The sequence below is a fragment of the Methylibium sp. Pch-M genome (assembly GCF_004136295.1).
In the GTDB taxonomy this organism is placed as follows: domain Bacteria; phylum Pseudomonadota; class Gammaproteobacteria; order Burkholderiales; family Burkholderiaceae_C; genus Methylibium; species Methylibium petroleiphilum.
This window is the reverse complement of the sequence record NZ_CP029606.1, coordinates 789,369-815,352: the sequence shown is the minus strand read 5'-3', so window position 1 is coordinate 815,352 and position 25,984 is coordinate 789,369. Positions and strand designations below refer to the sequence as shown.

21 protein-coding genes are annotated in these 25,984 nt (G+C 68.4%); 19 read left to right on the top strand and 2 right to left on the bottom strand.

The features are described from left to right. Positions 1–20: 20 nt before the first annotated feature. The 19 genes from C1M51_RS03830 (at position 21) to C1M51_RS03740 (ending at position 23,644) form a co-directional block, all read left to right on the top strand. Positions 21–1,796: an enoyl-CoA hydratase-related protein gene (locus tag C1M51_RS03830; protein ID WP_129448311.1), complete on the top strand. Its 1,776-nt coding sequence runs from the start codon at positions 21–23 to the stop codon at positions 1,794–1,796. Continuing rightward, positions 1,793–3,241, top strand: coding sequence for a sigma-54 dependent transcriptional regulator (locus tag C1M51_RS03825; protein WP_129448310.1), 1,449 nt, complete (start codon positions 1,793–1,795; stop codon positions 3,239–3,241). The genes C1M51_RS03830 and C1M51_RS03825 overlap by 4 nt, the downstream gene beginning before the upstream one ends. After that, on the top strand, positions 3,238–4,257 hold the full coding sequence (locus tag C1M51_RS03820; protein ID WP_129448309.1) for a HupU protein: 1,020 nt from the start codon (positions 3,238–3,240) through the stop codon (positions 4,255–4,257). Before C1M51_RS03825 ends, C1M51_RS03820 begins: the two co-directional genes overlap by 4 nt. Further along, positions 4,254–5,711, top strand: a complete 1,458-nt coding sequence (locus C1M51_RS03815) for a nickel-dependent hydrogenase large subunit (RefSeq protein ID WP_129448308.1) — start codon at positions 4,254–4,256, stop codon at positions 5,709–5,711. Before C1M51_RS03820 ends, C1M51_RS03815 begins: the two co-directional genes overlap by 4 nt. Positions 5,712–5,948: 237 nt before the next feature. Beyond that, complete coding sequence (locus tag C1M51_RS03810) at positions 5,949–8,042, top strand: TonB-dependent receptor (RefSeq protein WP_165349647.1); 2,094 nt, start codon at positions 5,949–5,951, stop codon at positions 8,040–8,042. Between the two features lie 135 nt (positions 8,043–8,177). Continuing rightward, positions 8,178–8,648 (top strand): nickel-responsive transcriptional regulator NikR, encoded by a 471-nt coding sequence (gene nikR / locus C1M51_RS03805; RefSeq protein ID WP_129448306.1) that lies wholly within the window; start codon positions 8,178–8,180, stop codon positions 8,646–8,648. A 280-nt stretch (positions 8,649–8,928) separates the two neighbouring features. After that, complete coding sequence (locus C1M51_RS03800) at positions 8,929–11,007, top strand: TonB-dependent receptor (protein WP_129448305.1); 2,079 nt, start codon at positions 8,929–8,931, stop codon at positions 11,005–11,007. A gap of 12 nt (positions 11,008–11,019) precedes the next feature. Then, entirely contained in the window at positions 11,020–11,736 is a 717-nt protein-coding gene (locus C1M51_RS03795; RefSeq protein WP_129448304.1) for a DUF4198 domain-containing protein, read from the top strand. Between the two features lie 63 nt (positions 11,737–11,799). Next, positions 11,800–13,875: a TonB-dependent receptor gene (locus C1M51_RS03790; RefSeq protein WP_129448303.1), complete on the top strand. Its 2,076-nt coding sequence runs from the start codon at positions 11,800–11,802 to the stop codon at positions 13,873–13,875. A gap of 12 nt (positions 13,876–13,887) precedes the next feature. After that, entirely contained in the window at positions 13,888–14,598 is a 711-nt protein-coding gene (locus tag C1M51_RS03785; protein ID WP_129448302.1) for a DUF4198 domain-containing protein, read from the top strand. Positions 14,599–14,616: 18 nt separating this feature from the next. Continuing rightward, positions 14,617–15,129: an ABC transporter permease gene (locus C1M51_RS03780; protein WP_242499959.1), complete on the top strand. Its 513-nt coding sequence runs from the start codon at positions 14,617–14,619 to the stop codon at positions 15,127–15,129. After that, positions 15,116–15,793 (top strand): energy-coupling factor ABC transporter permease, encoded by a 678-nt coding sequence (locus tag C1M51_RS03775; RefSeq protein ID WP_129448301.1) that lies wholly within the window; start codon positions 15,116–15,118, stop codon positions 15,791–15,793. The genes C1M51_RS03780 and C1M51_RS03775 overlap by 14 nt, the downstream gene beginning before the upstream one ends. Beyond that, on the top strand, positions 15,790–16,401 hold the full coding sequence (locus C1M51_RS03770) for an ABC transporter permease (protein WP_129448300.1): 612 nt from the start codon (positions 15,790–15,792) through the stop codon (positions 16,399–16,401). The genes C1M51_RS03775 and C1M51_RS03770 overlap by 4 nt, the downstream gene beginning before the upstream one ends. Further along, positions 16,394–17,179 carry an energy-coupling factor ABC transporter ATP-binding protein gene (locus C1M51_RS03765; protein ID WP_129448299.1) on the top strand — a complete coding sequence of 262 codons (786 nt, stop codon included), beginning with the start codon at positions 16,394–16,396 and terminating at the stop codon, positions 17,177–17,179. The genes C1M51_RS03770 and C1M51_RS03765 overlap by 8 nt, the downstream gene beginning before the upstream one ends. Before the next feature lie 311 nt (positions 17,180–17,490). Beyond that, a complete protein-coding gene (locus C1M51_RS03760) occupies positions 17,491–19,659 on the top strand; it encodes a TonB-dependent receptor (protein WP_129448298.1) in 2,169 nt (722 codons plus the stop codon). An 88-nt stretch (positions 19,660–19,747) separates the two neighbouring features. Next, positions 19,748–21,124, top strand: a complete 1,377-nt coding sequence (locus C1M51_RS03755) for a sensor histidine kinase (RefSeq protein WP_409072618.1) — start codon at positions 19,748–19,750, stop codon at positions 21,122–21,124. A gap of 74 nt (positions 21,125–21,198) precedes the next feature. Then, a complete protein-coding gene (asd, locus tag C1M51_RS03750) occupies positions 21,199–22,050 on the top strand; it encodes an archaetidylserine decarboxylase (RefSeq protein ID WP_129448297.1) in 852 nt (283 codons plus the stop codon). 87 nt (positions 22,051–22,137) lie between these two features. After that, the gene (locus C1M51_RS03745) at positions 22,138–23,133 is read left to right on the top strand and encodes an HD-GYP domain-containing protein (RefSeq protein ID WP_129448296.1); all 996 of its coding nucleotides are present in this window, start codon (positions 22,138–22,140) and stop codon (positions 23,131–23,133) included. Between the two features lie 37 nt (positions 23,134–23,170). Next, the gene (locus C1M51_RS03740; RefSeq protein WP_129448295.1) at positions 23,171–23,644 is read left to right on the top strand and encodes a CreA family protein; all 474 of its coding nucleotides are present in this window, start codon (positions 23,171–23,173) and stop codon (positions 23,642–23,644) included. 46 nt (positions 23,645–23,690) lie between these two features. Here the strand turns inward: C1M51_RS03740 and fba are convergent, their stop codons facing one another. Beyond that, positions 23,691–24,728, bottom strand: coding sequence for a class II fructose-bisphosphate aldolase (fba, locus tag C1M51_RS03735; protein WP_129448294.1), 1,038 nt, complete (start codon positions 24,726–24,728; stop codon positions 23,691–23,693). A gap of 54 nt (positions 24,729–24,782) precedes the next feature. Beyond that, positions 24,783–25,964: a phosphoglycerate kinase gene (locus tag C1M51_RS03730; RefSeq protein ID WP_129448293.1), complete on the bottom strand. Its 1,182-nt coding sequence runs from the start codon at positions 25,962–25,964 to the stop codon at positions 24,783–24,785. Positions 25,965–25,984: the final 20 nt, after the last annotated feature.

The window sequence follows — 25,984 nt, the reverse complement described above, 5'->3', positions numbered from 1 at the left end:
CCGCCCCTCGACGAACGACCATGCGCATCCTGCTGCTCTGCCACAGCTTCAACAGCCTCACCCAGCGCCTGTTCGTCGAACTCGGCGCCCGGGGCCACAGCGTGTCGGTGGAACTCGACGTGGCCGACAGCGTCACCGAAGAGGCGGTGGCACTGTTCCGGCCCGACCTGGTGATCGCACCCTTCCTGAAGCGGCGCATCCCGGCATCGGTGTGGCGCCGGGTCGTCTGCCTGGTGGTGCACCCCGGTCCACCTGGCGACCGCGGGCCCTCGGCGCTCGACTGGGCCGTGCTCGAGTCCCGTCCGCGCTGGGGCGTGACAGTGCTTCAGGCCAATGAAGAATTCGACGCCGGTCCCGTCTGGGCCCACGCCGAATTCCCGATGCGCGCCGCTGCCAAGGGCAGCCTCTACCGCGGCGAAGTGGCCGATGCCGCCATCGCGGCGTCCTTGAAGGCGGTCGAACGCTTCGCCGCGCACGGCGGGGCGGGCGCGCTCGATGGCAGCACCCGAGTCGACATCGGGGGGGGCGACGGCTGGCGCCCGGCACTGCCGCAGTCGGCCCGTCGCATCGACTGGGCGCACGACGACACGGCGCACGTCCTGGCCCGGCTGCGCAGCGCCGACGGCCAGCCGGGCGTGCGCGACCGGTTGTTCGACGTCGAATGCCATCTCTACGATGGCCACCCGGTCAGCGCCGCGACGCTGGCCCGCGCGCCCGCGGGCGCGCCGGGCACCGTGGTGGCGCATCGCGACGGAGCCTTGCTGCGCCGCACCGTCGACGGCGGTGTGTGGATCGGCCAGGTGCGCAGCCCGCAGGCCTGCGGCGACGGGCCGTCGTTCAAGCTGCCGGCGGCCCTTGCGTTCGCATCGGGCGCGGCCGGCCTGCCGCAGCTCGACGCGCCGCTGGAGCGCGATGCCGACGAATGGGGCGAACTGCGCTACCGCGAACTCGGTCCGCGCGGCGCACGCGTGGGATGCCTGTCGTTCGACTTCTACAACGGCGCGATGTCGACCGACCAGTGCCGTCGGCTGCGAGCGGCGCTGCTGGACGTTCGGCAGCGCGAAACGCAGGTGCTGCTGCTGCTCGGCGGGTCCGACTTCTTCAGCAACGGCATCCACCTGAACTGCATCGAGGCGGCCGCCCACCGGGCCGGCGACAGCGCGGCCGACGAATCCTGGCGCAACATCGAGGCGATGGACGACGTCGCGCTGGAGCTGATCACGCTCACCGACCGGCTCACCGTGGCCGCGCTGCGCGGCAATGCCGGGGCTGGCGGTGCCTTCCTGGCGCTGGCGGCCGACGAGGTGTGGGCGCACCGGGGTGTCGTGCTGAATCCGCACTACAAGAACATGGGCAACCTCTACGGGTCCGAGTACTGGACCTACCTGCTGCCGCGGCGGCTGGGAGCGGCCGGCGCCGCGGCGCTGATGCAGCAGCGCCTGCCGGTCTCGGCGGCCGCGGCGCAGCGCTCGGGCCTGATCGATCGATGCTTCGACACCGGGGCGCGCGGCTTCGAAATCGAGGCAACTACCCATGCGCTGGCGCTGGCGTCAGCCCACAATCTGGCCGAGCGCGTCGCTCTCAAGCGGCAAGTGCGCGACGCGGACGAGGCCCGGCGGCCCCTGGCCGCCTACAGAGAACAAGAGCTGTCCCGGATGCACCGCAATTTCTACGGCTTCGACCCGAGCTATCACGTCGCTCGCTATCACTTCGTGCACAAGCTGCCCCATGCCTGGACACCCCGGCATCTCGCGGTCCATCGCGAGGCCGCTGCCGGCAGCACGGAGCGCGCATGAGCGAGGTCGCCAGCCTGCCGACCGTCCTGGTGGTGGACGATGAAGTGCGTTCCCAGGACGCGATGCGGCGCACGCTCGACGAGGACTTCACCGTGCTCACCGCGAGCCATGCCGATGACGCCCGCAAGCAACTCGAGCGTTATGAGGTCAGCGTGATCCTGTGCGACCAGCGCATGCCGGGACTCACCGGCGTCGAGTTCCTGAAGGAAGTGCGCGAGCGCTGGCCCGACACGGTGCGCATCGTGATCTCCGGCTACACCGACTCCGAGGACATCATCGCCGGCATCAACGACGCCGGCATCTACCAGTACATCCTCAAGCCCTGGGTGCCGGACCACCTGCTCGACACGGTGCGCACCGCGGCGGAAGCCCGTGTGCTGCAGCGCGAGATGCACCGCCTCGACCTCGAGCTGCGCACCAGCACGCCGGTGCTGCGCCAGCGTACGGCGCACAAGCTGGAGAAGGCGCGCAACACCTTCGACTTCGACCGCATCGAGCGCGCCGCAGGCAGCCCGCTCGACGGCGTGTGCGAGATGGCCGCGCGCGTGGCGCGCTACGACCTCAGCGTGCTGGTGCTCGGCGAGTCCGGCACCGGCAAGGAGTTGCTTGCGCGTGCCATCCACTACGCCAGCCCGCGTGCCAGCGGCGCCTTCGTCGTCGAGAACTGCGCGGCCATTCCCGACACCCTGCTGGAGTCGGAGCTGTTCGGCCACAAGCGCGGCTCCTTCACCGGCGCGCACGAGGACCATCCGGGGCTGTTCCAGCGTGCCAATGGCGGCACGGTCTTCCTCGACGAGATCGGCGAGACTTCACCGGCCTTCCAGGTGCGCCTGCTGCGCGTGCTGCAGGAGGGCGAGGTGCGGCCGGTCGGCGGCGTGCGCACCGTGCCGGTCAACGTGCGGGTGGTCGCGGCCACGCACCGCGACCTGGAGCAGCGCGTCCGCGAGGGCCTGTTCCGCGAAGACCTCTACTACCGCATCGCCGGCATCTCGCTGACGGTGCCGCCGCTGCGCGAGCGCGGCGGCGACATCGAGCCGATCGCGCGCCGCCTGGTGCGCGAGGTGAGCGCCGAGCTGGGGAGGCCCGGCGCCGAGCTCAGCGACGAGGCGATGGCCTGCCTGATGGGCTACCCCTGGCCCGGCAACATCCGCGAGCTGCGCAACGAGATCGCGCGCGCGGTGGCGCTGAGCACCACCGAATGCATCGAGGCGCAGGCCTTCTCGCTGCGTGTGCTGCACGGACAAGCCGGCCTGTCCGCCACCGCGCAGGCCACGCCGCTGCCGCGCAGCGGCACGCTGGGCGAGCGGCTCGACGCCATCGAGGCGATGATCCTGCGCGAGACGCTGCTGCGCCACCGCTGGAACAAGACCCGCGCGGCCAAGGAGCTGGGCCTGTCGCGCGTCGGGCTGCGTGGCAAGATGCTGAGATTCGGGCTGGAAGGATGAGCATGGGCGCTGCGGCGGGATTCAACGTGCTGTGGCTGCAGTCGGGGGGGTGCGGTGGCTGCAGCATGTCGCTGCTGTGCGCCGACACGACCGACTTCCACGGCCAGTTGCGCGACGCCGGCATCGATCTGCTGTGGCATCCGTCGCTGTCGATCGAGAGCGGGCACGAGCTGAGCGCCCTGCTCGACCGCATCGTCGATGGCCGCCTGCGGCTCGACGCCCTGTGCATCGAAGGCTCCCTGCTGCGCGGCCCGCACGGCAGCGGTCGCTTCCACGTGCTGGCCGGCACCGGCATCCCGATGATCCACTGGGTGTCGCGGTTGGCGGCCCGGGCCCGGCACGTGGTGGCGGTCGGCAGCTGCGCGGCGTGGGGCGGCGTGACCGCCGGTGGCGACAACCCCACCGATGCCTGCGGCCTGCAGTTCGAGGACGACCGTCGCGGCGGCCTGCTCGGCGCCGACTTCCGTTCCGAGAGCGGTCTGCCGGTGATCAACATCGCCGGTTGTCCCACCCACCCGAGCTGGGTGATCGACACGCTGATGGCGCTGGCCGCCGAGAGCTTCACGGCCGGCGACCTCGACCAGCTGGGCCGTCCGCGCTTCTATGCCGATCAGCTGGTGCACCACGGCTGCACCCGGAATGAATACTACGAGTTCAAGGCCAGCGCCGAGAAGCCGTCGGACCTGGGTTGCATGATGGAGCACATGGGCTGCAAGGGCACGCAGGTGCATGCCGACTGCAACACGCGGCTGTGGAACGGCGAGGGCTCGTGCACCCGGGGCGGCTACGCCTGCGTCGCCTGCACCGAGCCGGGCTTCCAGGAACCGGGCCACCCCTTCCACCAGACACCCAAGCTGGCCGGCATCCCGATCGGCCTGCCGACCGACATGCCCAAGGCCTGGTTCGTCGCGCTCGCATCGCTGTCGAAGTCGGCGACGCCCAGGCGCGTGAAGCTCAACGCCGTGGCCGATCACCTGGTGGTCACGCCGGCGGTGCGCAAGACGCGCCTGAAATGACCCGCCTGCTCGTCGGCCCGTTCAACCGCGTCGAAGGCGATCTCGAAGTCACGCTCGACATCGCCGACGGCCGGGTGACGTCGGCGCGCGTCAACGCGCCCATGTACCGCGGCTTCGAGCAGATCCTGCGCGGCAAGAACCCGCACGATGCACTGGTCTACGTGCCGCGCATCTGCGGCATCTGCTCGGTCTCGCAGTCGGTGGCCTCGGCGCGGGCCCTGGCCGACCTGGGCGGCCTGGAGATGCCGCCCAACGGCCAGCACGCGACCAACGTGATCCTCGCCACCGAGAACCTGGCCGACCACCTGACGCACTTCTACCTCTTCTTCATGCCGGACTTCACCCGTCCGGTCTATGCGTCTCGGGCCTGGCATGCCGAGGCCGAACGCCGCTTCGCCCCGCAGACCGGCGAACAGACGCGAGCGGCCATCGCGGCGCGCCAACGCTGGTTCACGCTGCTCGGCACCCTGGCCGGCAAGTGGCCTCACACGCAGAGCATCGAGCCGGGTGGCTCCACGCGGCCGATCGAGGCAGCCGAGCGCGTGCGCCTGCTGTCGCGCGTGCGCGAGTTCCGGGCCTTCCTCGAGCGCCACCTGTTCGCCGCGCCGCTGGAGCAGGTGAGCTCGATCGCCAGCGAAGCCGAACTGTGGGCCTGGCATGCGCAGGATCCGTGGCGCGGCGACTTCCGCCTGTTCCTGAGCATGGTCGAGGACGCCGCCCTGGAGCGTCTCGGTCCCGGCCCCGGGCGCTACCTCAGCTACGGTGCCTACCCGCAGCCGGACGGCGGCTTCGAGCTCGGCGGCGGCGTGTGGCATGCGCAGCGCGCGGTGCTGTCGCGGCTCGACGTGGCGGCGATCCGAGAGGACGCGACGCATGCCTGGCTGGCCGACAGCGCCGCCCCGCGCCATCCGCTCGACGGCCTGACGCTGCCCGACGCCGACAAGCCCGACGCCTACACGTGGAACAAGGCGCCGCGGCTCGCCGGCGAGGTGGTCGAGACCGGTGCCATCGCCCGCCAGCTCGCATCGGCGCAGCCGCTGGTGCGCGACGCGGTGGCGCGCCACGGCGGCACCGTCTACACCCGCGTGCTGGCGCGCCTGATCGAACTGGCGCGCGTGGTGCCGATGATGGAGCGCTGGTTGCAGCAGTTGCAGAGCGGCGAGTCCTACTGCGTGCCGAGCCCGCATTTCACCGAGGGCGTCGGCGTGGGCCTGAGCGAGGCCGCGCGTGGCAGCCTGGGCCACTGGATCGTCGCCAGCCGCGGCCAGATCGCCAACTACCAGATCGTCGCGCCCACCACCTGGAACTTCTCGCCGCGCGACGCCGCCGGCACGCCGGGCGCGCTGGAGCAGGCGCTCGAGGGTGCGCCGGTGCAGGAGGGCGAACTGACGCCGGTGGCGGTGCAGCACATCGTGCGCTCGTTCGACCCCTGCATGGTGTGCACGGTGCATTGACCCGTTCGGGCTGACCTGCCCGCAGGGGCTGGGCCGGGGGCTCGCCTGCCACGGCGGAGTCCAGTTCGTCGCCTTCGGCGGCAAGGACTTGATCAGGGGTTTGCGCGGGGTCAGCACGCGGGCTCTCTCGCGGCGTCCCGCACGACCGATCGTCGGTGACCTCGGCACGGTATTTGTATGACGAAGTTATTAAACGTCATACAACGACCGCTGCGGCGGCATCCTGAGGAGACCGGTTTGAGACCTTCACTTCCCACCACTGCCACCGCCCTGCTTGCATTGAGCAGCGTCGCTCTCGCGCAGGCCGACGCACCAGCCAGCCCGTCGACGCAGTTGGAGACCGTCAGCGTGTCGGGGGAGCGCAAGGCCCCGGCGCCGACGACGGTGACGCAGGACATCGAAGCGGCGCCGGCTTCGGTCACGGTGATCGACCGGCGCGAACTCGATCGCCGCAGCATCTCGACCTACGGCGACATGTTCCGGCGCGTGCCGGGCGCCTTCGTCAACGACTATGGGCAAGGCCTGGTCGCCTATGAGGTCAAGTTCCGCGGCTTCGGCAGCGGTCACGGGCGTGATGTGGCGTTCTACCTCGACGGCCTGCCGCTGAACGTCACGGGATCGCAGCACACCAACGGCTACGCCGACCTGGCTCAGGTGATCGCCGAGATCGTCAACCGTGTCGAGATCGTGCGCGGGCCGTTCTCGCCCTACGCCGGCAACCATGCGGTCGCCGGCTCGGTGCAGATGTACACCGATCGCGAGCCGGGCAGCTTTGCCAAGGTGGACATCGACAACTTCGGGCGTGTGCGCGTGCTGCCGGTGTACTCGGGCGCGCTGGGGGACGGCTCGCTGCTGCTGGCCCTCGATGCGACGAAGGGCGATGGCTACCAGCGCCAGACCGATCTCGAGCGCACGAACCTGTTTGCGCGTTACTCGTTCGGCCTGGGCGCAGGTCAGGCGGCCATCCGCTTCCAGGCTTATGACGCGGACGTCGAGGCACCGGGCTACATCGACTATGCGCGCGTCAAGTCCGGCCAGCTCAGCCCGCGCGATGCACTGGCGCCAGGCATCGGAGACGCGAAACGACAGAACAACCTGGTGTTCAACTACCGTTCCGACGATCTGGAGGGGCAGGGCGGCCTGGCCACCGGCTGGCAGGCCTCGGTCTATGCGGTCGATGACCGCCGGCGGCGCTGGTCGTTCTATGACATCTCGAACCCGATCGGCAACCCGGTCAATCTGGGTGCCGAGCAGGACAAGATGCGACGTGCGGGTTTCGATGTGCGCAAGGCCGCGATGCTTGCGACTGGCAGCGTGCCGACCCAACTGGTGCTCGGCGCACAGTACGACGACGAACGCATCGACGGCACGCACTTCACCGCCGATCCGCGACGCCGGTCGCTGGGCGATGCGACGGTCGACACCGATCGCCAGGTGAACACGCGCACGGCCGCCGCCTACGCGCTGTTGCAGATCAGTCCGGTGGACCGCCTCAAGCTCACGTTGGGCGGTCGTTACGACCATCTCGACTTCGACATCCGTCTGAATCCGCTCGACGATGCGTACGGCGCGGCGGGCGGCAACCGCTACGACAGCCGCAAGTCGCAGTTCAGCCCCAAGCTGGGTGCGACCTGGGCCGCGCTGGAGGGAACGCACCGCGTTGACGTCTTTGCCAACCTCGCACGCGGCCTGAAGAGTCCCTATCCATTCGGTGATTTCAATCGACTGCAGTCGACGAGCATCACGCCGCTACGCAGCACCGAGATCGGCTTGCAGGGAAACAGCGCCACGGCCGGCCTGAGCTGGCGCGTCGCGCTGTGGAATACGCGGCAGGACAAGGAAGCGCTGTTCAACGCCGGCAACCAGTTCATCGGCAACCAGAAGACCGACCGCAACGGCTACGACCTCGAACTGCGATGGCTGCCACGTGCCGGACTGGAGCTGTTCGGCAACTACAGTGCCGTGCGTGCCCGCATCAAGGATCAACCGGGCAATGCGTACATCGCCAATGTGCCGGACTGGGTCGGCACGCTCGGCCTCGAGGCGCAGTCGCTGATGGCGGGAGAGCGGCTCGACTGGTCGCTGAGCAACGAATTCGTCGGGCCTCAGCCGCTGGACGGGGCGAATGCCGCCAGCACATCGTCATACAGCCGCACGGTGGGCCGCGTGGCCTGGACACCGTCGGCGTTGCCCGCGAGCCGCGTGTCGCTCGCGGTGACGCACTACAGCAATCCGTACCAGGAAACCCTGTTCGATTTCGGCGGGGGGCAGTCCGCGACCTCGGCCAAGCCGCGGTGGAAGGCGCTGCTGTCCGCGCAGTACAAGTTCTGAGCAGGCTGCCGTTCTCCGCGGGGTACCTCGGTATCCCACGGTGAACTCGCGACGGCGCTCACCGTTCCGGCCTGCGGGCGTGGCCTCCAATCTGCTAGGCTGGAGTGATCTTCACGACCTTCCAGAGCCGGCAGCATGGAACGCTTCACCATCTCCCTCGACGACAAGCTCGCGCACGAATTCGACCACTGGATCGCCGACCGCGGCTACGCGAACCGTTCTGAGGCGGTACGCGACCTGTTGCGCGCCGAGATGGAGCGCACACGCCAGAACAACGACGAGTCGGTGCACTGCGTGGCCTGCCTGTCCTACATCTTCAACCACCACCAGCGCGAGCTCACCGAGCGCATCACCGAACTGCAGCACGATCACCACGATCTCGCGGTGTCGACGATGCACGCGCACCTGGATCACGACCACTGCCTCGAGACGGTGATCCTGCGGGGCTCGACGCGGGCGGTGCGGCAGTTCGCCGATACGGTGTGCGCCGAGCGCGGCGTGCACCACGGCAAGCTCAACCTCATCAGCGTGGAACTGCACCACAGCCACAAGCACGGGCGCGGGGGGCACCACGCAACGCACGTGCATCCCAAGCCGGCGTCCTGAACCCACACGCCCCTGCGCCGTCGATCGGTGCGGTCGAGGAGGCCCTGCGATGCAGGGCCTTTTTCTTTGTCTTGGCGAGGCGGAGCCCTGCTGCGGACTGAGCAGTTGCGCGCTCCTGCTGGAAGCCTCGTGATCGCGGGTTTCCCTGTGGTTCGGGGTTCGATCCCTCTGGGCAGCCGATCCGTGGACGATGGCACGGAAGTTGTATGAACATTATGAAAATAATCATACTCATGGGTGCGTCGGTCACCCACGAGGCGTTCTGCAACGAGGAGACCCTGTGCACCAAGTTTTCGATCGGCGCTTGCGGCCGACCACCCTGTTGATGACCGCTCTGGCTGCCTGTCCTGCCGTGGCCCAGCAAGCTGCCGATGAAGCAAGTGCCACGCAACTCGAGCCCATTCGCGTCGTCGGCACGGCCGAGAAGACCCGGGGCAGTGTCACGCTCGACGCGAAGGGGCTGCCCGCCGCCGTGACCATCATCGGGCGCGAGGACATCGCGCGGACCAACGTCGGCCGCGACTACACCGATCTGCTGCGCCGCGTGCCGGGCGTCAACGCCTACAGCTTCGGTCAGGGCGACATCGGCAGCCCGATCAAGATGCGCGGCTTCACCGGCACCGGCGCCCACGGTGGCGACGTCGCGATCTACGTGGACGGCGTGCCGCAGAACTTCCCGTCCGCGAACCAGGGCGGACCCGGGATGAGCGACCTCTCATGGCTCACGCCGGACATGATCGAGCGCATCGAGGTCATCAAGGGGCCGTTCTCGGCGCTGTACGGCGACCAGAATCGGGCGGGCGCCATCAACATCGTCACGCGCGACCAGGGCGAATCCAGCGTCGGCCTCAGTGCCGGAAGCTATGGCAGCGGCCGCGGCACGGCGGTGTTCTCGGGCGAGCATGAGGGAGTTCGCTCGTTCGTCGTTGCCGACCTCTACCGCACCGATGGCTATCGCGACAACTCCGGCGTGGTCCGCGGCAACCTGTTCGCGAAGGCCTCGCTCGAGACCGGCGATGCACTGTGGGCACTTCGCGGCAGCTACTACAGGTCGGACTGGGACGCACCTGGCTACCTCAGCTACACCTCGCTCGTGAATGGAACGGTCGGGCCGCGTGACCGCGACCCGAACGCGCCTCCGCTGTTCGGCGATGCCGAGCGCTATGGCCTGGTGCTGACGCGCCGTCCGGCGCGCGGCGAGGAGGGCTGGCATGCCTCGGCCTTTGCCGAGCACTATGAGAAGCGACGCGCCAATCCGGCAGGGGGCAATCCCAACGGATACAACGTGCAGAACGACGATCGCGCCGTCTACGGGGGGCGGGCGCAGTACCACATCGGGGTCGGTGCAAAGGCAGCGATCACGGCCGGCGCCGAGCTCCGCGCAGACCGCGGTTCCGGTATCAACCAGCGCTGGGACACGCCGGCGGGGCCGGGCGCGAACGTCAACAACCACTGGGATCTGGATCTGTTGACCTACGGCCTGTTCGCCCAGGGCCAATGGCAGGTTCTGGAGTCGTTCAAGCTGGTTGGCGGCGTGCGGCGCGACGCCTTCGATTACCGGATCGACAACCTGAAGCAGCCTGCTGCCTCGGTGGACTACGACGCGTCGGTGACCACGCCGCGCGCGGGGTTCGTCTGGTCGCCGATCAAGGCGCTGGACATCTACGCCAACGTGGGCGAGGGCTTCCGCTCGCCAGCAGAACGGGAGCTGTCACCGCCCGGCCCGCTGGGGCCGCCGGGCGCGGCCGGGGGGGCGTCGTTTCCGGACCTGAAGCCGCCGAAAGTGAAGGCCCGCGACGTCGGCTTCAATGCTCGGCTCGGAGCCCAGTGGACGCTGTCGGCCGCGGCTTACCGCACCGTCAACAAGGACGAGATCCGCGAGACCACGCCCGGCAGCGGTGTCTTCGCCGGCATCGGCGACACGACGCGCAACGGCTGGGAGGCCGATGTCCGCTTCGACGTCACCGACGCGTTCGGCCTCTACGCGAGCTACGGGAGGGTGAAGGGGCGCATCAACACCCCCGTGAATCCCGGGCAGGAGTTGATTGCCGGGCTGCCAGAACACACCTACCGGATCGGTGCCGAGTACACGACGGCTCTCGCCGCAGGACTGCTGCGCGCCAATGCAGACGTCTTCCAGCTGTCCGGCGCACCCTACTACGTCGGTGTGAGTCCGGAGCCGCTGTTCAGTCGCACCTACACGCGCTACGACCTGCGCGTCTCGCTCGAGCGGAACCGCGTGCGCTACGCGGTGTATGGCGTCTTCCAGCCCCGAGAGTTCGCCGGCGAACAGGCCGGCGCCACCGTCGATCCCCGCCCCCGCGCCGATGTCGGCGTGGCCCTGACCTACACCTTCTGACCAGGAGATTCCATGACCGTTCGATACCCTTCCCTGCAGGTCCTCGTCGCCGTCGCCTCGATGGGCACGGCGCTGTCTGCCCATTCGCACGATGCCTGGATCGCCGCCAAGGGCGATGCCTATGCGGTGCTCTACGGCCACGGCGAACAGGTCGAGGCCTATGCGCCGTCGAAGGTGAAGTCGCTGTCGGCGCTCGACGCCAAGGGCGCCGCCATCGCCGTGAAGCGCCAGGACGGCAGCGACGCGGTGCGCGCGACGCTGCCGCAGGCGCCCTCGCTGATGACGCTGCACTTCGACAATGGCTACTGGAGCAAGACCGCAGGCGCGGATGCGACGTCGAAGAACCTGCCGAAGAACGAGGTGCCCGGTGCCGTCAGCGCGGTGCACTCGGTGAAATACGGCAAGACCGTGTTCGCCTGGAGCGCGGCCGTGACCAAGCCGCAGGGCCAGCGGCTCGAGTTGGTGCCGCTGAGCGCCGCCGCGCCGGCCGCCGGCAAGCCGTTGCCGGTGCAGGTGCTGTGGGATGGCAAGCCGCTGGCCGGTGCGAAGCTCGTGCGTGCCGAGTACAGCAAGGAGGCTCCCATCGAGGCCGATGCCGAGGGCAAGGCGCAGGTGCCGGTGGTCGCCGGCGAGCAGACCCTGTCGGTCAACCGCAAGCAGGACCTCGCGAACGATCCGCGGGCCGACAGCGAGTCGATCTCGGCCAACCTGGTCTTCACCGTCCGCTGAACCGGAGACGCGGCGTGGATCGCGCCGCGGCTTCATCTTCCTCTCGAATGGAGATCTGCGCCCATGCGCACCAAGACCATCACAGCCACGTCCGTGCCGCTTCCTCTGGGGGCAGTCGCGAGCGCCGTTCTCGCGATGCACGCCCAGGTGGCCTGGGCCCAGAACGCTGCGGCTCCGGAAGAACCGTCGCCGCAACTTCAAACGGTGACCGTGAGTGCCAAGCGGCTGGAGGGGCGGACGGAGCTGTCGAACCGACCTGAAGCGCTGCCGGCACAGACCTATGTGCTCGACAAGGAGCGCATCCAGGCGCTGCCGTTCTCCGATGCGACGGACCTGCTGCGCAGCACTCCGGGCGTGACGTTCGGCGCCTCGAGTCCGGGGGGAGACATCGGCGACGACATCAGCATCCGTGGCTTCTCCAGCTACCACGGAGCCGACGTTGCGGTCTTCATCGACGACGTGCCCGTCAACTGGCCTGACAGCGGCATGCGCCACGGCATGGTCGACTTCAACTGGCTGAACCCGGATCTGATCGAGCGCATCGAGATCCTCAAGGGCCCGTTCTCGGCCGAGTACGGCAACTTCAACCTGGCGGGGACCATCCTCATCCACACGAAGACCTCCGAGTCGAGCAGCCTTGCGGTCGAGGGCGGCAGCTACGGCCACTACCGCGCCGTCGGCACCTATGGCGGACAGCCTGACGGTGTGGTCACGCCCTTCCTGTCCTACGAAGTGCTGGATCGCCGCGGTTACCGGGATCATTCGAACTACCGGCGACTGAACGCGTTCAACAAGTTCACCGTGGCACTGCCGGATGGGCGGCTGTCGTTGCGGCTCAATGCGTCGGTGCGCGACAACGAGTCGGCCGGCTTCCTGCTCGCCGACGACGTGCGCCAGGGCACCGTGAGCCGACGCAGCGCCAGCCCCGATTCGCTGACCGACAAGGGTGGCAACGACTACTACACGCTGGTCGCCAATTACGTGCCGAGCGATGCCCGTGGCGTGCGTGCCACCGTCTATGCCGGGCGCGATGAACTGCTGCTGATCGACACGGCCTTCGGGCCACCCCAGGGCTACACCCGTGCACAGCGCAACTACGCCGGATGGCGGGTTTCCAAGGCCTATTCGTGGCAGGACCGCGCGTTGCTGACCCTTGGTACTGACGGGCAGTTCGACCGCGGCAACGTGCTTGGGGGAGATTCCAATGGACAGGGAGCGGTCGATCCGGCGGCCCTGTCGAGGGATCAATCGTCGCGCAGCCGGGCTGCGGGCCTGTACGCGCAAGGGCAGGTCCGACTCGCCGAACCGGTGAAGCTGGTCGGTGGGCTGCGCTACGACCGATTCAGCACCCGGGTCACGAACCGCCTGTTTCCCAACTCCGGTTCCGCCTCGCTGGGCGTGGCGAGCCCGAAGATCGGCGTGGTGTTCAGTCCCGCGCCGTGGCTGGAGATCTTTGCGAACACCGGCACCGGTTTCCGATCTCCCGCCGCGACCGAACTGTCGCCGAACCGCGCAGGCGCGGCGTTCAACCGCGACCTTGATCCGGCCAAGCTGCGCAGCAGCGATCTCGGCACCACGTTACGCCTGCCAGCGGGGCTGACGCTGTCGGCCGGCCTCTTCACGACCAAGACCGAGCGCGAACTGCGTCGCGATCCGGCCAACCCCGTCAACATCATCAACATCGGCGGCACGAAGCGGGACGGGTACGAGATGAGCGTCGACTGGATCGTCACCGACCACCTCAGCTTCAACGCCAGCCACACGAGCGTCGACACGCGCATCGAGAGCCCGGCGACGCCAGGCGCCGACCGTGTGATCACCGTGCCGGACGATACGCAGACCTTGGGCGTGTCCTGGACCGGCGGCGTCGGCGCGGGCTGGCAGCTCAACGCCGATCTGTATGCCAAGCGCATCGGCAAGCGACCCTTGCGCGCCGATGGCAGCTTGTACGCGGAGCCCCAGACCACTTTCGCGATCAAGACCCGTTTGACGCGCGGGGCGTGGAGCGGCTTTGTGCAACTTGACTACGCGCCGGACCGGTACAGCTCGGACTTCGTCTACGACCTCGGCAATGGCGTGGTCTACGACCCGCGCCCCGTGGTGTCTGCACTGGCCGGCATCAAGTACACCTTCAACTGAGCGAGAACACCCATGAGCATTCGCGTCTTTCCTGGAATCCCGCTGGCCCTGCTGCTGGGCGCTGCATTCGGACCGGCCATCGCGCACGATGCCTGGCTCGAGGCCCGTGGAGAAGAGTACGTCGTTCTCTACGGTCACGGCAGCGAGATCGAGGCCTACGATCCGCTGAAAGTCAAGACCGTCAGCGCGCTCGACGGCAAGGGCGCCGTGCTGCCGATGAGCCGGCAGCTCACTGCGAGTGCGGTGCAAGTGAAGGTGAGCGGATCGCCGGCCCTCAGCGTGATGTTCTTCGACGACGGTTTCTGGACCAAGACCGACGAGGGCTGGAAGAATCTCGCGAAGAACGCCGTGAAGGGTGACGTGCAGAGCTCCGGCTACTACGTGCAGCTGTCGAAGACGGTGTTCACCTGGGGCCCGGTCGTCACGAAGCCGCAGGGGCTGCCACTGGAGATCGTGCCGCTGAGCGCGACGGCGCCCGCGGTCGGAAAGGCGCTCCCCGTGCAGGTGCTGTGGGAAGGCCGGCCCCTGGCCGGCGCGAAGATTGCTCGGTCCGGCACAGACAAGCCGGCACCGATCGAGACCGACGCACAGGGCAAGGCGGCGATCCCGGTCCCCGCGGCCGGACGGCAGATCCTCTCGGTGGCCCACAAGCACGGGTTGAAGGACGAGCCTCGAGCGGACCAGTACTCCGCCTCGGCCAATCTCGTCTTCACGGCCCGCTGATCCGGCAGGCTCGATGCGATGAAGCGCTCGGCAAACTTCCTTGCCCGCGGGATTTCCAGAGCGGCGATGCCGCTCTGGCTAGGGCTGACTTTCGCTGCAGGATCCGCACCGGCGCACGAAGTGCACGAAAAGCTGTTGCAGGCACAGGCCACGGTGATCCACCTGACGTATGCCGACGGCGAACCGTACTCGTTCGAGCGCTACGAACTGTTTGCCGATGGGAGCGCCAAACCCACACTCACCGGCCGCACCGACGGGCAGGGTCGCATCGTCTTCCTGCCCGACCAGACGAAGCGATGGCGCGTGCGCGCCTTTTCCGAGGATGGGCATGGCGTCGACGTGAGTTTCGAGGCCTCGCCGGGGGAGGCCTCGGTGGCCTCGGACAGCGCCGTGCTGGCGGTCGATCGTGCCTCGCGCGTGATGCTCGGGGTGCTCGTGATCCTGGCGCTGTTCTGCGCGCTGCAGTTGTTCGTCCGACGCCGCAAGCCGGCCGATGCGGCCACGGCCGACCGACCCGATGCACGTTCCTGACGGTTTCCTCTCGCCGCAGACCTACCTGCCGGCCTATGCGGTGGCCGGCGTGGCCTGGTTGTGGGCTGCACGCGGTCTGCGCCGGGAACTCGACGATCAGACCGTGCCCAAGCTCGCGGCCATGACGGCGCTGGCCTACGGGCTGGGCCTGATCATGCTGCCGATCCCGGGAGGTACCTCGGGTCACCTGTTGGGTGTGGCGATGCTGGCACTGCTGTTTGGCGTCCGCCTCGCATTCCTGTCTTACAGCCTGGTGCTGTTGCTGCAGTCGCTGCTGTTCGGTGCGGGGGGCATCACGGCCCTGCCTGTCAATGCGTTGGCCATGGGCCTGGCAGGCGCCGGGGTGGCGGCGCTGGTGTTCCACGCGCTGCGGCGGCTTGGCGAACCGATGGCGGTGGTGCTGGCGGCGTGGTGTTCGGTGATGTTGCCCGGTCTGATCGTCGGGCTGGTGCTCGGCCTGCAGCCGCTGATCGCGCAGCGCCCCGACGGCACGCCGCTGTTCTTCCCGTTCGGATTCTCGATCGTGTTGCCTGCAGTCCTGGTGCCTCACGCCGTGATCGGCGTCGGCGAGGCCGCCCTGACGCTGGTGGTCTGGCGTTTCGCCCGGAGCCGCGGCTGGCGACCTGGGTTGTCACGACGCTCAGGCGCCGAGGGGCGCACATGACCCCCTCCTGCTGCCCGAGCACGGCCGAAGGCCCGGCAGCCGTCGGGCCACCCGTCGACCACGCGCGGCGCTGGCTGGGGCAGTACTTTGCTGCGGTGGTGGCGGTGACCTTCGTGCACGACCCGCGTGCCCTCGCAACGCTGTTGATCCTGGCGCTGGCCGCCAGCGGCGCAGCCCGCTGGCGCCTGCTGCGGCGCACGCTGCTGGCGGTGCTGGTTTTCAACCTGTCCGTGAGCCTGGGCTACGTGGCGATGTCGCTCTGGCAGGGCGCTTTCCGGCCGAGCTACCTGGTGGTCGTCAACCTGCGCGTGCTGCTGCTCGTGTTCCTGGGGTTCTGGTTCGTGTCGCGGGTCAACCTGCTGCAGGCACTGTCGTTCTCGCCGACGCTGTGTTTCCTGGCCACGCTCGCGGTCGGCCAGGTGATGGTGTTCTCGCGGGTGCTGCGCGATTTCCGGCTGGCCTTCGTGAGCCGCAATCCGGGCTGCCCGCGCTGGAGAGACCGGGCCCGCAACGCCTCGGCCCAGGCTGCGCACCTGTTGGACAAGTCGGTGGCCAGCGCTGCGGAGTCGGGCATGGCGATGCGATCGAGAGGATGCTTCGATGATTGATCTGCAGGACGTGAGTTTCGGGTGGCCCGACAGCCCGCCCGCTTTCAGCGGTCTCACGCTGCGCATTGCAGCCGGTGAGAAGGTGGTGCTGCTCGGCCCCAACGGCAGCGGCAAGTCGACGCTGCTCAAGCTGCTCAACGGTTTGATCGATCCCACGGGCGGGCGCTATTGCCAAGGAGGCGAAGAGGTCACGCTGCAGCATCTGCGCGACCGTGATCGGGCGCGGCGGTTTCGGCGCGAATGCGTGCTGCTGTTCCAGCATCCTGAGGCGATGCTGTTCAACGCGACCGTGCGCGACGAGATTGCTTACGGGCCCCGCCAGCTCGACCTGGCCGATGTCGATGCGCGCGTCACCCGTTGGGCCCGGGAACTGCGGCTGGAGGCGCTGCTCGACAAGCCGCCCTTTCATCTGTCAGGGGGCGAGAAGCAGAAGGTCGCTTTGGCCGCGGTGCTGGCGCTCGACCCCAAGGTCCTGTTGCTCGACGAACCCTCGGCGAACCTCGATCCGCGCACGGCCGGCTGGCTGGCGGATCACTTGCTCGACACCGGGGCGACCGTCGTCGTCAGCACGCACAACCTGTCGATGGCCGCCGAGTTCGGCGAACGCTGCCTGATCCTCGATCCGGGACGTGGCTTGCGCTACGACGGGCCGATCGAACGGGCCCTGGCGGACGTGGAATTGCTGGAGGCAGCGCAGCTGGCGCATCGCCATCGCCACCGCCATGGCGCTGGCGAGCATGCCCACATGCACCTGCACGCCTGGGAAACGCCAGACTGAAGCCAACTGGCAGCAAAGCAACGCGCAATTGCACCAGTTCGAAAGCGTGCCTGCCAGTTGAGGGCCACGCAGGTTGCGCCGCGTGGCGAAGCATGTAACTGACGTGGGCAATGGCTCGTATGCGGGGACGGGGTCGAAGTGCTGCGCCGGTACCACGTCGCCCTGGTCGATGTTCGCAGTCTGGTATGGAATATGTATGAGTACTCTGAAAATCATCATACGAAGACCGTTCCCGGAGGCGGAGGCGCCGAACGGTCTCGGTTGGCAATGAGCTGGATGCTTCCTCCAGCAGCAAGAACGGAGACAGGACCATGCATGAAACCAGAATCGTCCGGGAGACTCGCGGTGGCCGCCCCGCTTCGGGGGCCTCCGATCGGCAATGGCCGTTCAATCCGGTGCTGCGGGCCCTCTCCCTGGCGGCGCTGAGCGCCGGCGCCGCGGCACAGACGCCAACGCCGACGGCCCCGCCGACCCAACTCGAGCCGGTCGTCGTGCAGGGCCACTACAACAACTCGATCGGCAGTTCGGACGCGGCGAGCCAGGGCACCGTCACGGCCAAGCTGATCGAGAACCGCCCGACGCTGCGGCCGGCCGAGGTGCTCGAGTTCGTGCCGGGCATCATCGTGTCGCAGCACAGCGGGGACGGCAAGGCCAACCAGTACTACCTGCGGGGCTTCAATCTCGACCACGGTACCGACTTCGCGACCTTCGTCGACGCGATGCCGGTCAACATGCCCACGCATGCCCATGGTCACGGCTACAGCGATCTCAACTGGCTGATCCCGGAGCTGGTCGATCGCATCAACTACCGCAAGGGGCCCTATTACGCGGAGGAGGGCGATTTCGCCTCGGCCGGCGCGGCGCACATCCGCCTGGTCGACACGCTGCCCAGGGGGATCGGCTCGATCACCTTCGGCGAGAACGGCTACCGCAGGGGCCTGCTGGCGAACTCCGGCGCCATGGGCGATGGGCAGTTGCTCTACGCGCTGGAGGCCGGGCACAACGACGGGCCCTGGGACAACCCCGAGAACTTCCGCCGCCTGAACGGTGTGTTGCGCTACAGCTTCGGCGACGCCCAGACGCGGTCCGTGATCACCGCGATGGGCTATTCGGCCAAGTGGAGTTCCACCGACCAGATTCCGAAGCGTGCCGTCGACCAGGGCCTGATCGGGCGCTTCGGCGCGCTCGATCCCACCGATGGCGGCGAAACATCGCGCTACAGCCTCTCCTATGACCTGACGCACAAGCTCGACGACGGCAGCTTCAAGTTCAGCGCCTATGCCATCCAGTCGCGCTTGAACCTGTTCTCCAACTTCACCTTCTTCCTCGAGAACCCGGTGGACCTCGACCCGACCGTGGCGAACGGTGACCAGTTCGAGCAGGCGGAACGCCGCAAGGTGGTCGGCCTGAACACCAGCCGGAGCTGGAACACGAGCTTCGGGGGCCGCGAGGTGATCAACACCCTCGGGGCACAGGTCCGGCACGACCGGCTCGATCCCGTGGGCCTGTACGGCAACGTGGCGCGGCAGCGCGTCAGCACCACCCAGGAGTCACGCGTTCGCGAGACCAGCGTCGGGGTCTACGGCGAGAACGCCACGCAATGGCTGCCCTGGTTGCGCAGCGTGGCGGGCTTGCGGTTCGATCGGTTCGCGTTCGACGTGGACAGCTCGATTCCCCAGAACAGCGGCAAGAAGAACGACAGCATCGCGTCGCCCAAGCTGTCGCTGATCTTCGGCCCCTGGAGCAAGACCGAGTACTTCGCGAACTACGGCTACGGCTATCACAGCAACGACGCGCGCGGTGCGACCGCCAAGGTCGCGGCCAAGGATCCGACCGTGGCCGTCCAGGCGGTCGACCCGCTGGTTCGTTCCAAGGGCGGGGAACTCGGCCTCCGCACCGAACTCGTGCCGGGCCTGCAGAGTTCTCTGGCGCTCTGGCACCTGAAGCTGGACTCCGAACTGCTGTTCGTCGGTGATGCCGGCGAGACCGAGCCCAACCGGGCCAGCAAGCGCTACGGCATCGAATGGAACAACCATTACGTGGTTCGACCCTGGCTGCTGTTCGATCTGGATCTCGCGGCCTCGCGGGCGCGTTTCAGCGAGGACGATCCCGATCCGACGGTCGGCAACCACATCCCGGGCGCGGTGAACCGGGTCGCTTCGCTGGGTGTGACCGTGACCGACCTGGGGCCCTGGTTCGGGCAGTTCCAGTTGCGCTATTTCGGGCCCCGGCCGTTGATCGAGGACAACAGCGTGCGATCGAGTGCCACGACCCTGGCCTACCTGCGTGTCGGCTACAAGGTCAGCACGGACGTGAAGCTCGCGCTGGATGTCTTCAACCTGTTCGACCGCAAGGCCAGCGACATCGACTACTACTACCCGTCCCGCCTGCAGGGCGAACCGGCAGGCGGCGTGGACGACATCCATTTCCACCCCGTCGAACCACGCAGTCTGCGCATGACGCTGACGGCCAACTTCTGACCCATCGGCCGGCGGTGCGGACATGGGGGGCGTCGCTGGGCATGCATCGTGCTCAAATGGATATTCAATTGCTCGCGCCCCTGTCTCGATGGTCCGCTCCCTGCCCCCCCGTCCCTCGCTGAGTGCCCCGCAGGCTGCCACCGACGCGGGGCAGCCCGGCCAGATCGAGGGCGTCGACGAATCGACCTGGATGGACGTCATCCAGAAGATGGACGAGGTGTATTCGCAGCTGGTGCTCGACGAGATCGAGCTCGAGCAGAAGAACACCGAGCTCGAGCAATCCCAGCAGTTCATCTTCAGCGTGCTGTCCGCCATGTCGGACGTGCTGCTGGTGTGCGATGAACACGGCGTGATCGAAGAGACCAATGCCGCTCTGCGCGAGCTGGTCGGTCGCAGCGATGCCACGCTGCGCGGCATGCTGTTCCACGACCTGCTGGCCGACGAGACCAGCGGCGAAAGCGTGCGTCAGGTGCTGGCCAACGCGACGCCGTCACGGCAGGGCGAGGCCGTCGAATTGAACCTGCTCGATGCGCAGGGGCAGAGCGTGCCGGTCGACGCCAACTGCACGCCGCGCATCGCGCCGAACGGCCGGCGCGTCGGCACGGTGTTTGTCGGCCGGCCGACGGCCGAGATCAAGCGGGCCTTCCACGAGCTGCGCGCCGCTCACGAGGCGCTCAAGCGCGCGCAGCAGCAACTGCTCCACTCCGAGAAGATGGCCTCGCTGGGCCGGCTGGTGGCCGGCGTGGCGCACGAGCTGAACAACCCGATCAGCTTCGTGCTCGGCAACGTCCATGCGCTCAGTCGCTACAGCGACCGGCTGCGAACCTACCTGGAGGCGGTGCATGCGGGCGAGCCGCCGGCCCGGCTCGCCGAGATGCGCAGCAAGCTGCGCATCGAGCACCTGCTGAACGACCTGCCGTCGCTGATCGAGGGCACGCTCGAGGGTGCGCAACGCACCGCCGACATCGTCAACGGTCTGAAGCGCTTCTCGGCGATGGACCCGGAGGCCCGCGCGCCGGTGCCGCTGAACGACGTGATCGAACGGGCGATCCACTGGGTCAGCAAGGGCACCGCGCCCAGCTTCGAGATGAAGTGGACGCCGGGCCCGCCCTGCATGGTGACCGGCAGCGCAGGGCAACTGCAGCAGGTGCTGATGAACCTGCTGCAGAACGCCTGCGACGCCGCGGCCAGCCGTGCTGGCGAGAGTCCGGTGCTGTGGATCGACACCGAGCAGGACGGCTCGCGGGTCCGCCTGCGCCTGCGCGACAACGGCCCCGGCATCCCGCCCGAGCACCTGACGCGCATCTTCGACCCCTTCTTCACCACCAAGCCGGTGGGCAAGGGCACGGGCCTGGGTCTGTCGATCAGCTACGGCATCGTCGAGCAGCACGGCGGTACGCTGAGTGCGCGCAACCACCCGGACGGGGGCGCCGAGTTCACGCTGGAGCTTCCGCTGACGGAATGACCGAGCCGATGGTGCTGCGGACGCGGCTCGGCGCTCGCTACACTGCTGCGCCTCTCCGCTCCTTGCCGTTGCCTGTGTCCGAACGACTTTCCGTGTTGCTGCAGTACCTGGTGCCCCAGCGGGCGCTGACGGTGTTTGCCGGCTTCGTGGCCTCGGGGCGCTGGGGCGGCGTCACGACCGCCATCATCCGTCGCTTCGTCCGCAAGTACCGGGTCGACATGAGCCAGGCGGCCGAGCCCGACATCGCCCGCTATACCAGCTTCAACGACTTCTTCACCCGGGCGCTGCGCCCCGGCGCCCGCCCGCTGGCGCCGGCCGAACTGGTGTGCCCGGTCGACGGCGCGATCAGCCAGTTCGGCGCGATCGAGCGTGACCAGATCTTCCAGGCCAAGGGGCACCACTATTCGACCCGCGCGTTGGTCGGTGGCGACGCGGAGCTGGCGGCGCGCTTCCAGGACGGACAGTTCGCCACGCTGTATCTCAGCCCGCGCGACTACCACCGCATCCACATGCCCTGCGACGGCCGGCTGCTGCGCATGGTCCACGTGCCGGGGGACCTGTTTTCGGTCAACCCGGTCACCGCGCGTGGTGTTCCGGGGCTGTTCGCGCGCAACGAGCGGGTGGTCTGCGAGTTCGACGGACCGCTGGGGACCTTCGTGCTGGTGCTCGTGGGGGCGACCATCGTCGGCAGCATGGCCACGGTCTGGCACGGCCAGGTGAATCCCCCGCGCAGCGGCCGGCTGCGCGAGTGGCGCTATGCCGACCGCGAACTGCGGTTGCGGCAGGGTGAGGAGATGGGGCGGTTCCTGCTGGGGTCGACCGTCGTGGCCCTGTTTCCACGGGGTTCGGTCCGCTTCGATCCGGCCTGGACACCCGGACGGGCGGTGCGCCTGGGCGAGGCGATGGCGTTCGCCTCGCGTCTGTAGGGGAATGAGGTTCGACTGATGTACGAGTGATCGGCACGGTTACATTTGCGGGTGGACGCTGAGCGTGACACACCGGAGATTCCCCGATTGAACTCGCTGACCCCTTACCCGGAGCCTGCCGAGCCCAGTGCGGCAGCCGGCGACGATCCGGTGTCCCCCTCGCAGGCTGCGCTGCCGTCCGACCTGACCGCGATCCACCACCAGTTGCTCACGCTGTTGCGGGCGCCTGGCCAGGAAGGAGCGTGGGTCTCGCTGATCGATGGTGTCGGCCGGCGCATCCGGGCACTGGTCGAGCGCGACGCCGACATGGCGCTCTACCTGCAGGTGCAGAGCGCGCAGCGGGTGCAGGATCACTACAGCAGCCAGCACGCGCTGTTCTGCGCGGTGGTGGTCGACCTGTGCCTCCACCATCTGAACGTCGGGGATGCCGAGCGCCAATCCGCCGCGCTCGCGACGCTGACAATGAACCTCAGCATGATGGAGCTGCAGAACGAGCTGATCCATCGCGAGCGCACTCCGACGCTGGACCAGCGGCGCGTCATCGACGGTCATGCGCAGGCCGGGGCCCAGTTGCTGCGGCAGGTCGGTGTGCAGGATCCGGTCTGGCTCGAGATCGTCGAACTGCACCACACCGATCCGCCGCCGGAAACCGGCTTCGCGGCGCTCAGCCCGACCCAGCGCCTGGCCAGCGTGGTGCGTCGCGTCGACGTCTTCACCGCCAAGATGAGTTCGCGCCGATTCCGGGCCGGGATGCCGGCCACCCTGGCGGCGCGTGCGGCCTGCCTGGGGCCGGACGGGCGGCCCGATGTGGTGGGGTCGGCCGTCATCAAGTCGCTCGGCATGTACCCGCCCGGCAGCTACGTCAAGCTGGCCAGCGGTGAGGTGGCCGTCGTCACGCGGCGCGGCGTCAAGGCGAACGAGCCAGTCGTGGCCAGTCTCGTCGGCCGGGACGGCCGGCCGCTGGCCGTGGCCACACCGCGTGACACGGCCGATCGCAGTCATGCCGTGGCAGGTATCGTGCGGCCGGCCGAAGTCCGCGGACCGGTGCCGCCGGTGCGCGTGGGCGTGTCCGACCGCCTGTGAAACCAGGGCGGCCGCTGTGCGCCGTCAGGAGAGAGCGATGAGAACGAGGACCTTCCTGCTGCTGGCCGCGGGGCTCGGTGTGACGGCGATCGCGAGCTCGCAGCAGGTCGGCGAGGTCGATACCGTGTTCAAGCTGATCGGTCCCGACCACAAGATCGTGGTCGATGCCTACGACGACCCCAAGGTCGCTGGCGTGACCTGCTACGTCTCGCGCGCCAAGACCGGCGGCATCAAGGGAGCCGTCGGCCTGGCCGAGGACAAGGCGGAGGCCTCGATCGCCTGCCGGCAGACCGGCGCCATCAGCTTCCTGAAGCCCCTGCCGGAGCAGGAAGAGATGTTCAGCGAACGCCAGTCGCTGGTGTTCAAGCGCCTGCACGTGGTGCGCATGGTCGATCGGGCGCGCAACACCCTGGTCTACCTGACCTATTCCGATCGGGTGATCGAGGGTTCGCCGCAGAACAGCGTCACCGCCGTGCCGATCGACCGGGCGCTGACCATCCCGATCAAATGAAAACGGGGTGCCCAGGGCACCCCGTGACGGCGCGAGCCGATTCAGCTCAGGCGTAGCGCTTCGCGCCGGCTTCCAGCGACACCGGCTTGATCTTCGAGGCCATGCCGGCGCAGCCGAAGGCCTGGAAGCGGTCGACGCACACGTCGCGCGCCGCGGCGGTGGCGTCCTTCAGGAACTTGCGTGGATCGAACTCGCTGCGGTCCTTGCCCATCGCGCGGCGCATCGCACCAGTCATCGCCAGCCGGATGTCGGTGTCGATGTTGACCTTGCGCACACCGAAGCGGATGCCTTCCTGGATCTCCTCGACCGGCACGCCGTAGGTCTCCTTGATGTCGCCGCCGTGCTCGCGGATGATCGCCAGCCATTCCTGCGGCACCGACGACGAGCCGTGCATCACCAGGTGCGTGTTGGGAATGCGCGCGTGGATCGCCTTGATGCGGTCGATCGCGAGGATGTCGCCGGTCGGCTTGCGGCTGAACTTGTACGCGCCGTGGCTGGTGCCGATGGCGATGGCCAGCGCATCGACACCCGTCTTGGCCACGAAGTCGGCCGCCTGCTCCGGGTCGGTCAGCATCTGCTCGTGGGTCAGCACGCCTTCGGCGCCCACGCCGTCTTCCTCGCCGGCCGTGCCGGACTCGAGCGAGCCCAGGCAGCCGAGTTCGCCTTCGACGGACACGCCGATCGCATGCGCCATGTCGACCACGCGGCGCGTCACGTCGACGTTGTACTCGTAGCTGGCCGGCGTCTTGGCGTCCTCGAGCAGCGATCCGTCCATCATCACGCTGGTGAAGCCGGAGCGGATCGACTGGATGCACACAGCCGGGCTGGCGCCGTGGTCCTGGTGCAGCACGATGGGGATGTCAGGGTACATCTCGGCGGCGGCCTCGACCATCTTGCGCAGGAAGGGCTCGCCGGCGTACTTGCGTGCGCCGGCAGAGGCCTGCAGGATCACCGGGCTGTCGGTTTTCTGGGCGGCCTGCATGATGGCCTGGATCTGCTCCAGGTTGTTCACGTTGAAGGCGGGTACGCCATAACCGTGCTCGGCGGCGTGGTCGAGCAGCTGTCTCAGGGAAATCATGGCCATGGGTCGGCTCCGGTTGCGGGGTTCGTCAGGATCGGGAAGGGGCGGGACGTGGCCTCAGGCGGCGCGGTCCTGGAGCGCCTTCACAGCGGGCAGCGTACTGCCCTCGAGGAACTCGAGGAAGGCACCGCCGGCGGTGGAGACGTAGTCGATGTCCTTGGCCACGTCGAAGTGGTTGATCGCGGCGACGGTGTCACCGCCGCCGGCGATCGAGAAGGCCTGCGATCCGGCGATGGCGGTGGCGAGCGTACGGGTGCCATAGGAGAACTGCTCGATCTCGAACACGCCCAGCGGGCCGTTCCACACGATGGTCTTGCAGGGCGCCAGTCGCTCGACGAGGGCCTGCATCGACCGGGGTCCGAAGTCGAGGATCAGATCGTCGGGCCCGATCTCGCTCAGCGCCTTGATCGCCGGGATGGCGTGCTCGGAGAACTCGGTGGCGGTCACCACGTCGATCGGCATGAAGAGCTCGGCGCCGCGCGCGGCGAGCGTCGAGGCCACCTGCGCGGCCATCTCGGCCATGTCCGGCTCGCACAGCGACCTGCCTACCTTCTGCCCGGCGGCCAGCAGGAAGGTGTTGGCCATGCCGCCACCGACCACCAGCAACTCGACCTGTTCGGCCAGCGACTTCAGCACCGACAGCTTGGTCGACACTTTCGAACCTCCGACGATGGCCGCCAGTGGCCGGGCCGGCCGAGCCAGTGCGCGCCCGAGCGCATTCAGCTCCGACGCCATCAGCGGTCCGGCGCAGGCCACCGGGGCAACGCGCGCCAGGGCTTCCGTGGTGGCCTCGGCGCGGTGGGCGGTGCCGAAGGCATCGTTCACGTAGACATCGCACAGTTCGGCCATGCGCTGCGCCAGCTCGCGCGAGTTGGCCTTCTCGCCCACATTGGCGCGGCAGTTCTCCAGCATCACGGCCTGCCCGGGCGCGACGTCGAAAGGCCGTGCGAGCCAGTCGCCGAGCAGCGGCACCTCGCGGTCGAGCAGTTCACCGACACGGCGGGCCACCGGTGCGAGCGAGTCGGCCGGCGTCAGCGCCCCCTCTCCGGGGCGACCGAGGTGCGAGGTCAGCATGACGCGCGCGCCCTGGGCCAGCGCGTGGCGGATGCCCGGGATGCTGGCGCGGATGCGGGTGTCGTCGGTGATGCGGCCGGCGGCATCGAGCGGCACGTTGAAGTCGCAGCGGATGAACACCCGCTGGCCGCGCAGGTTGATCTGGTCCAGGGTCATGAAGGCCATGTCGCGCTCCGCGTTCGCCT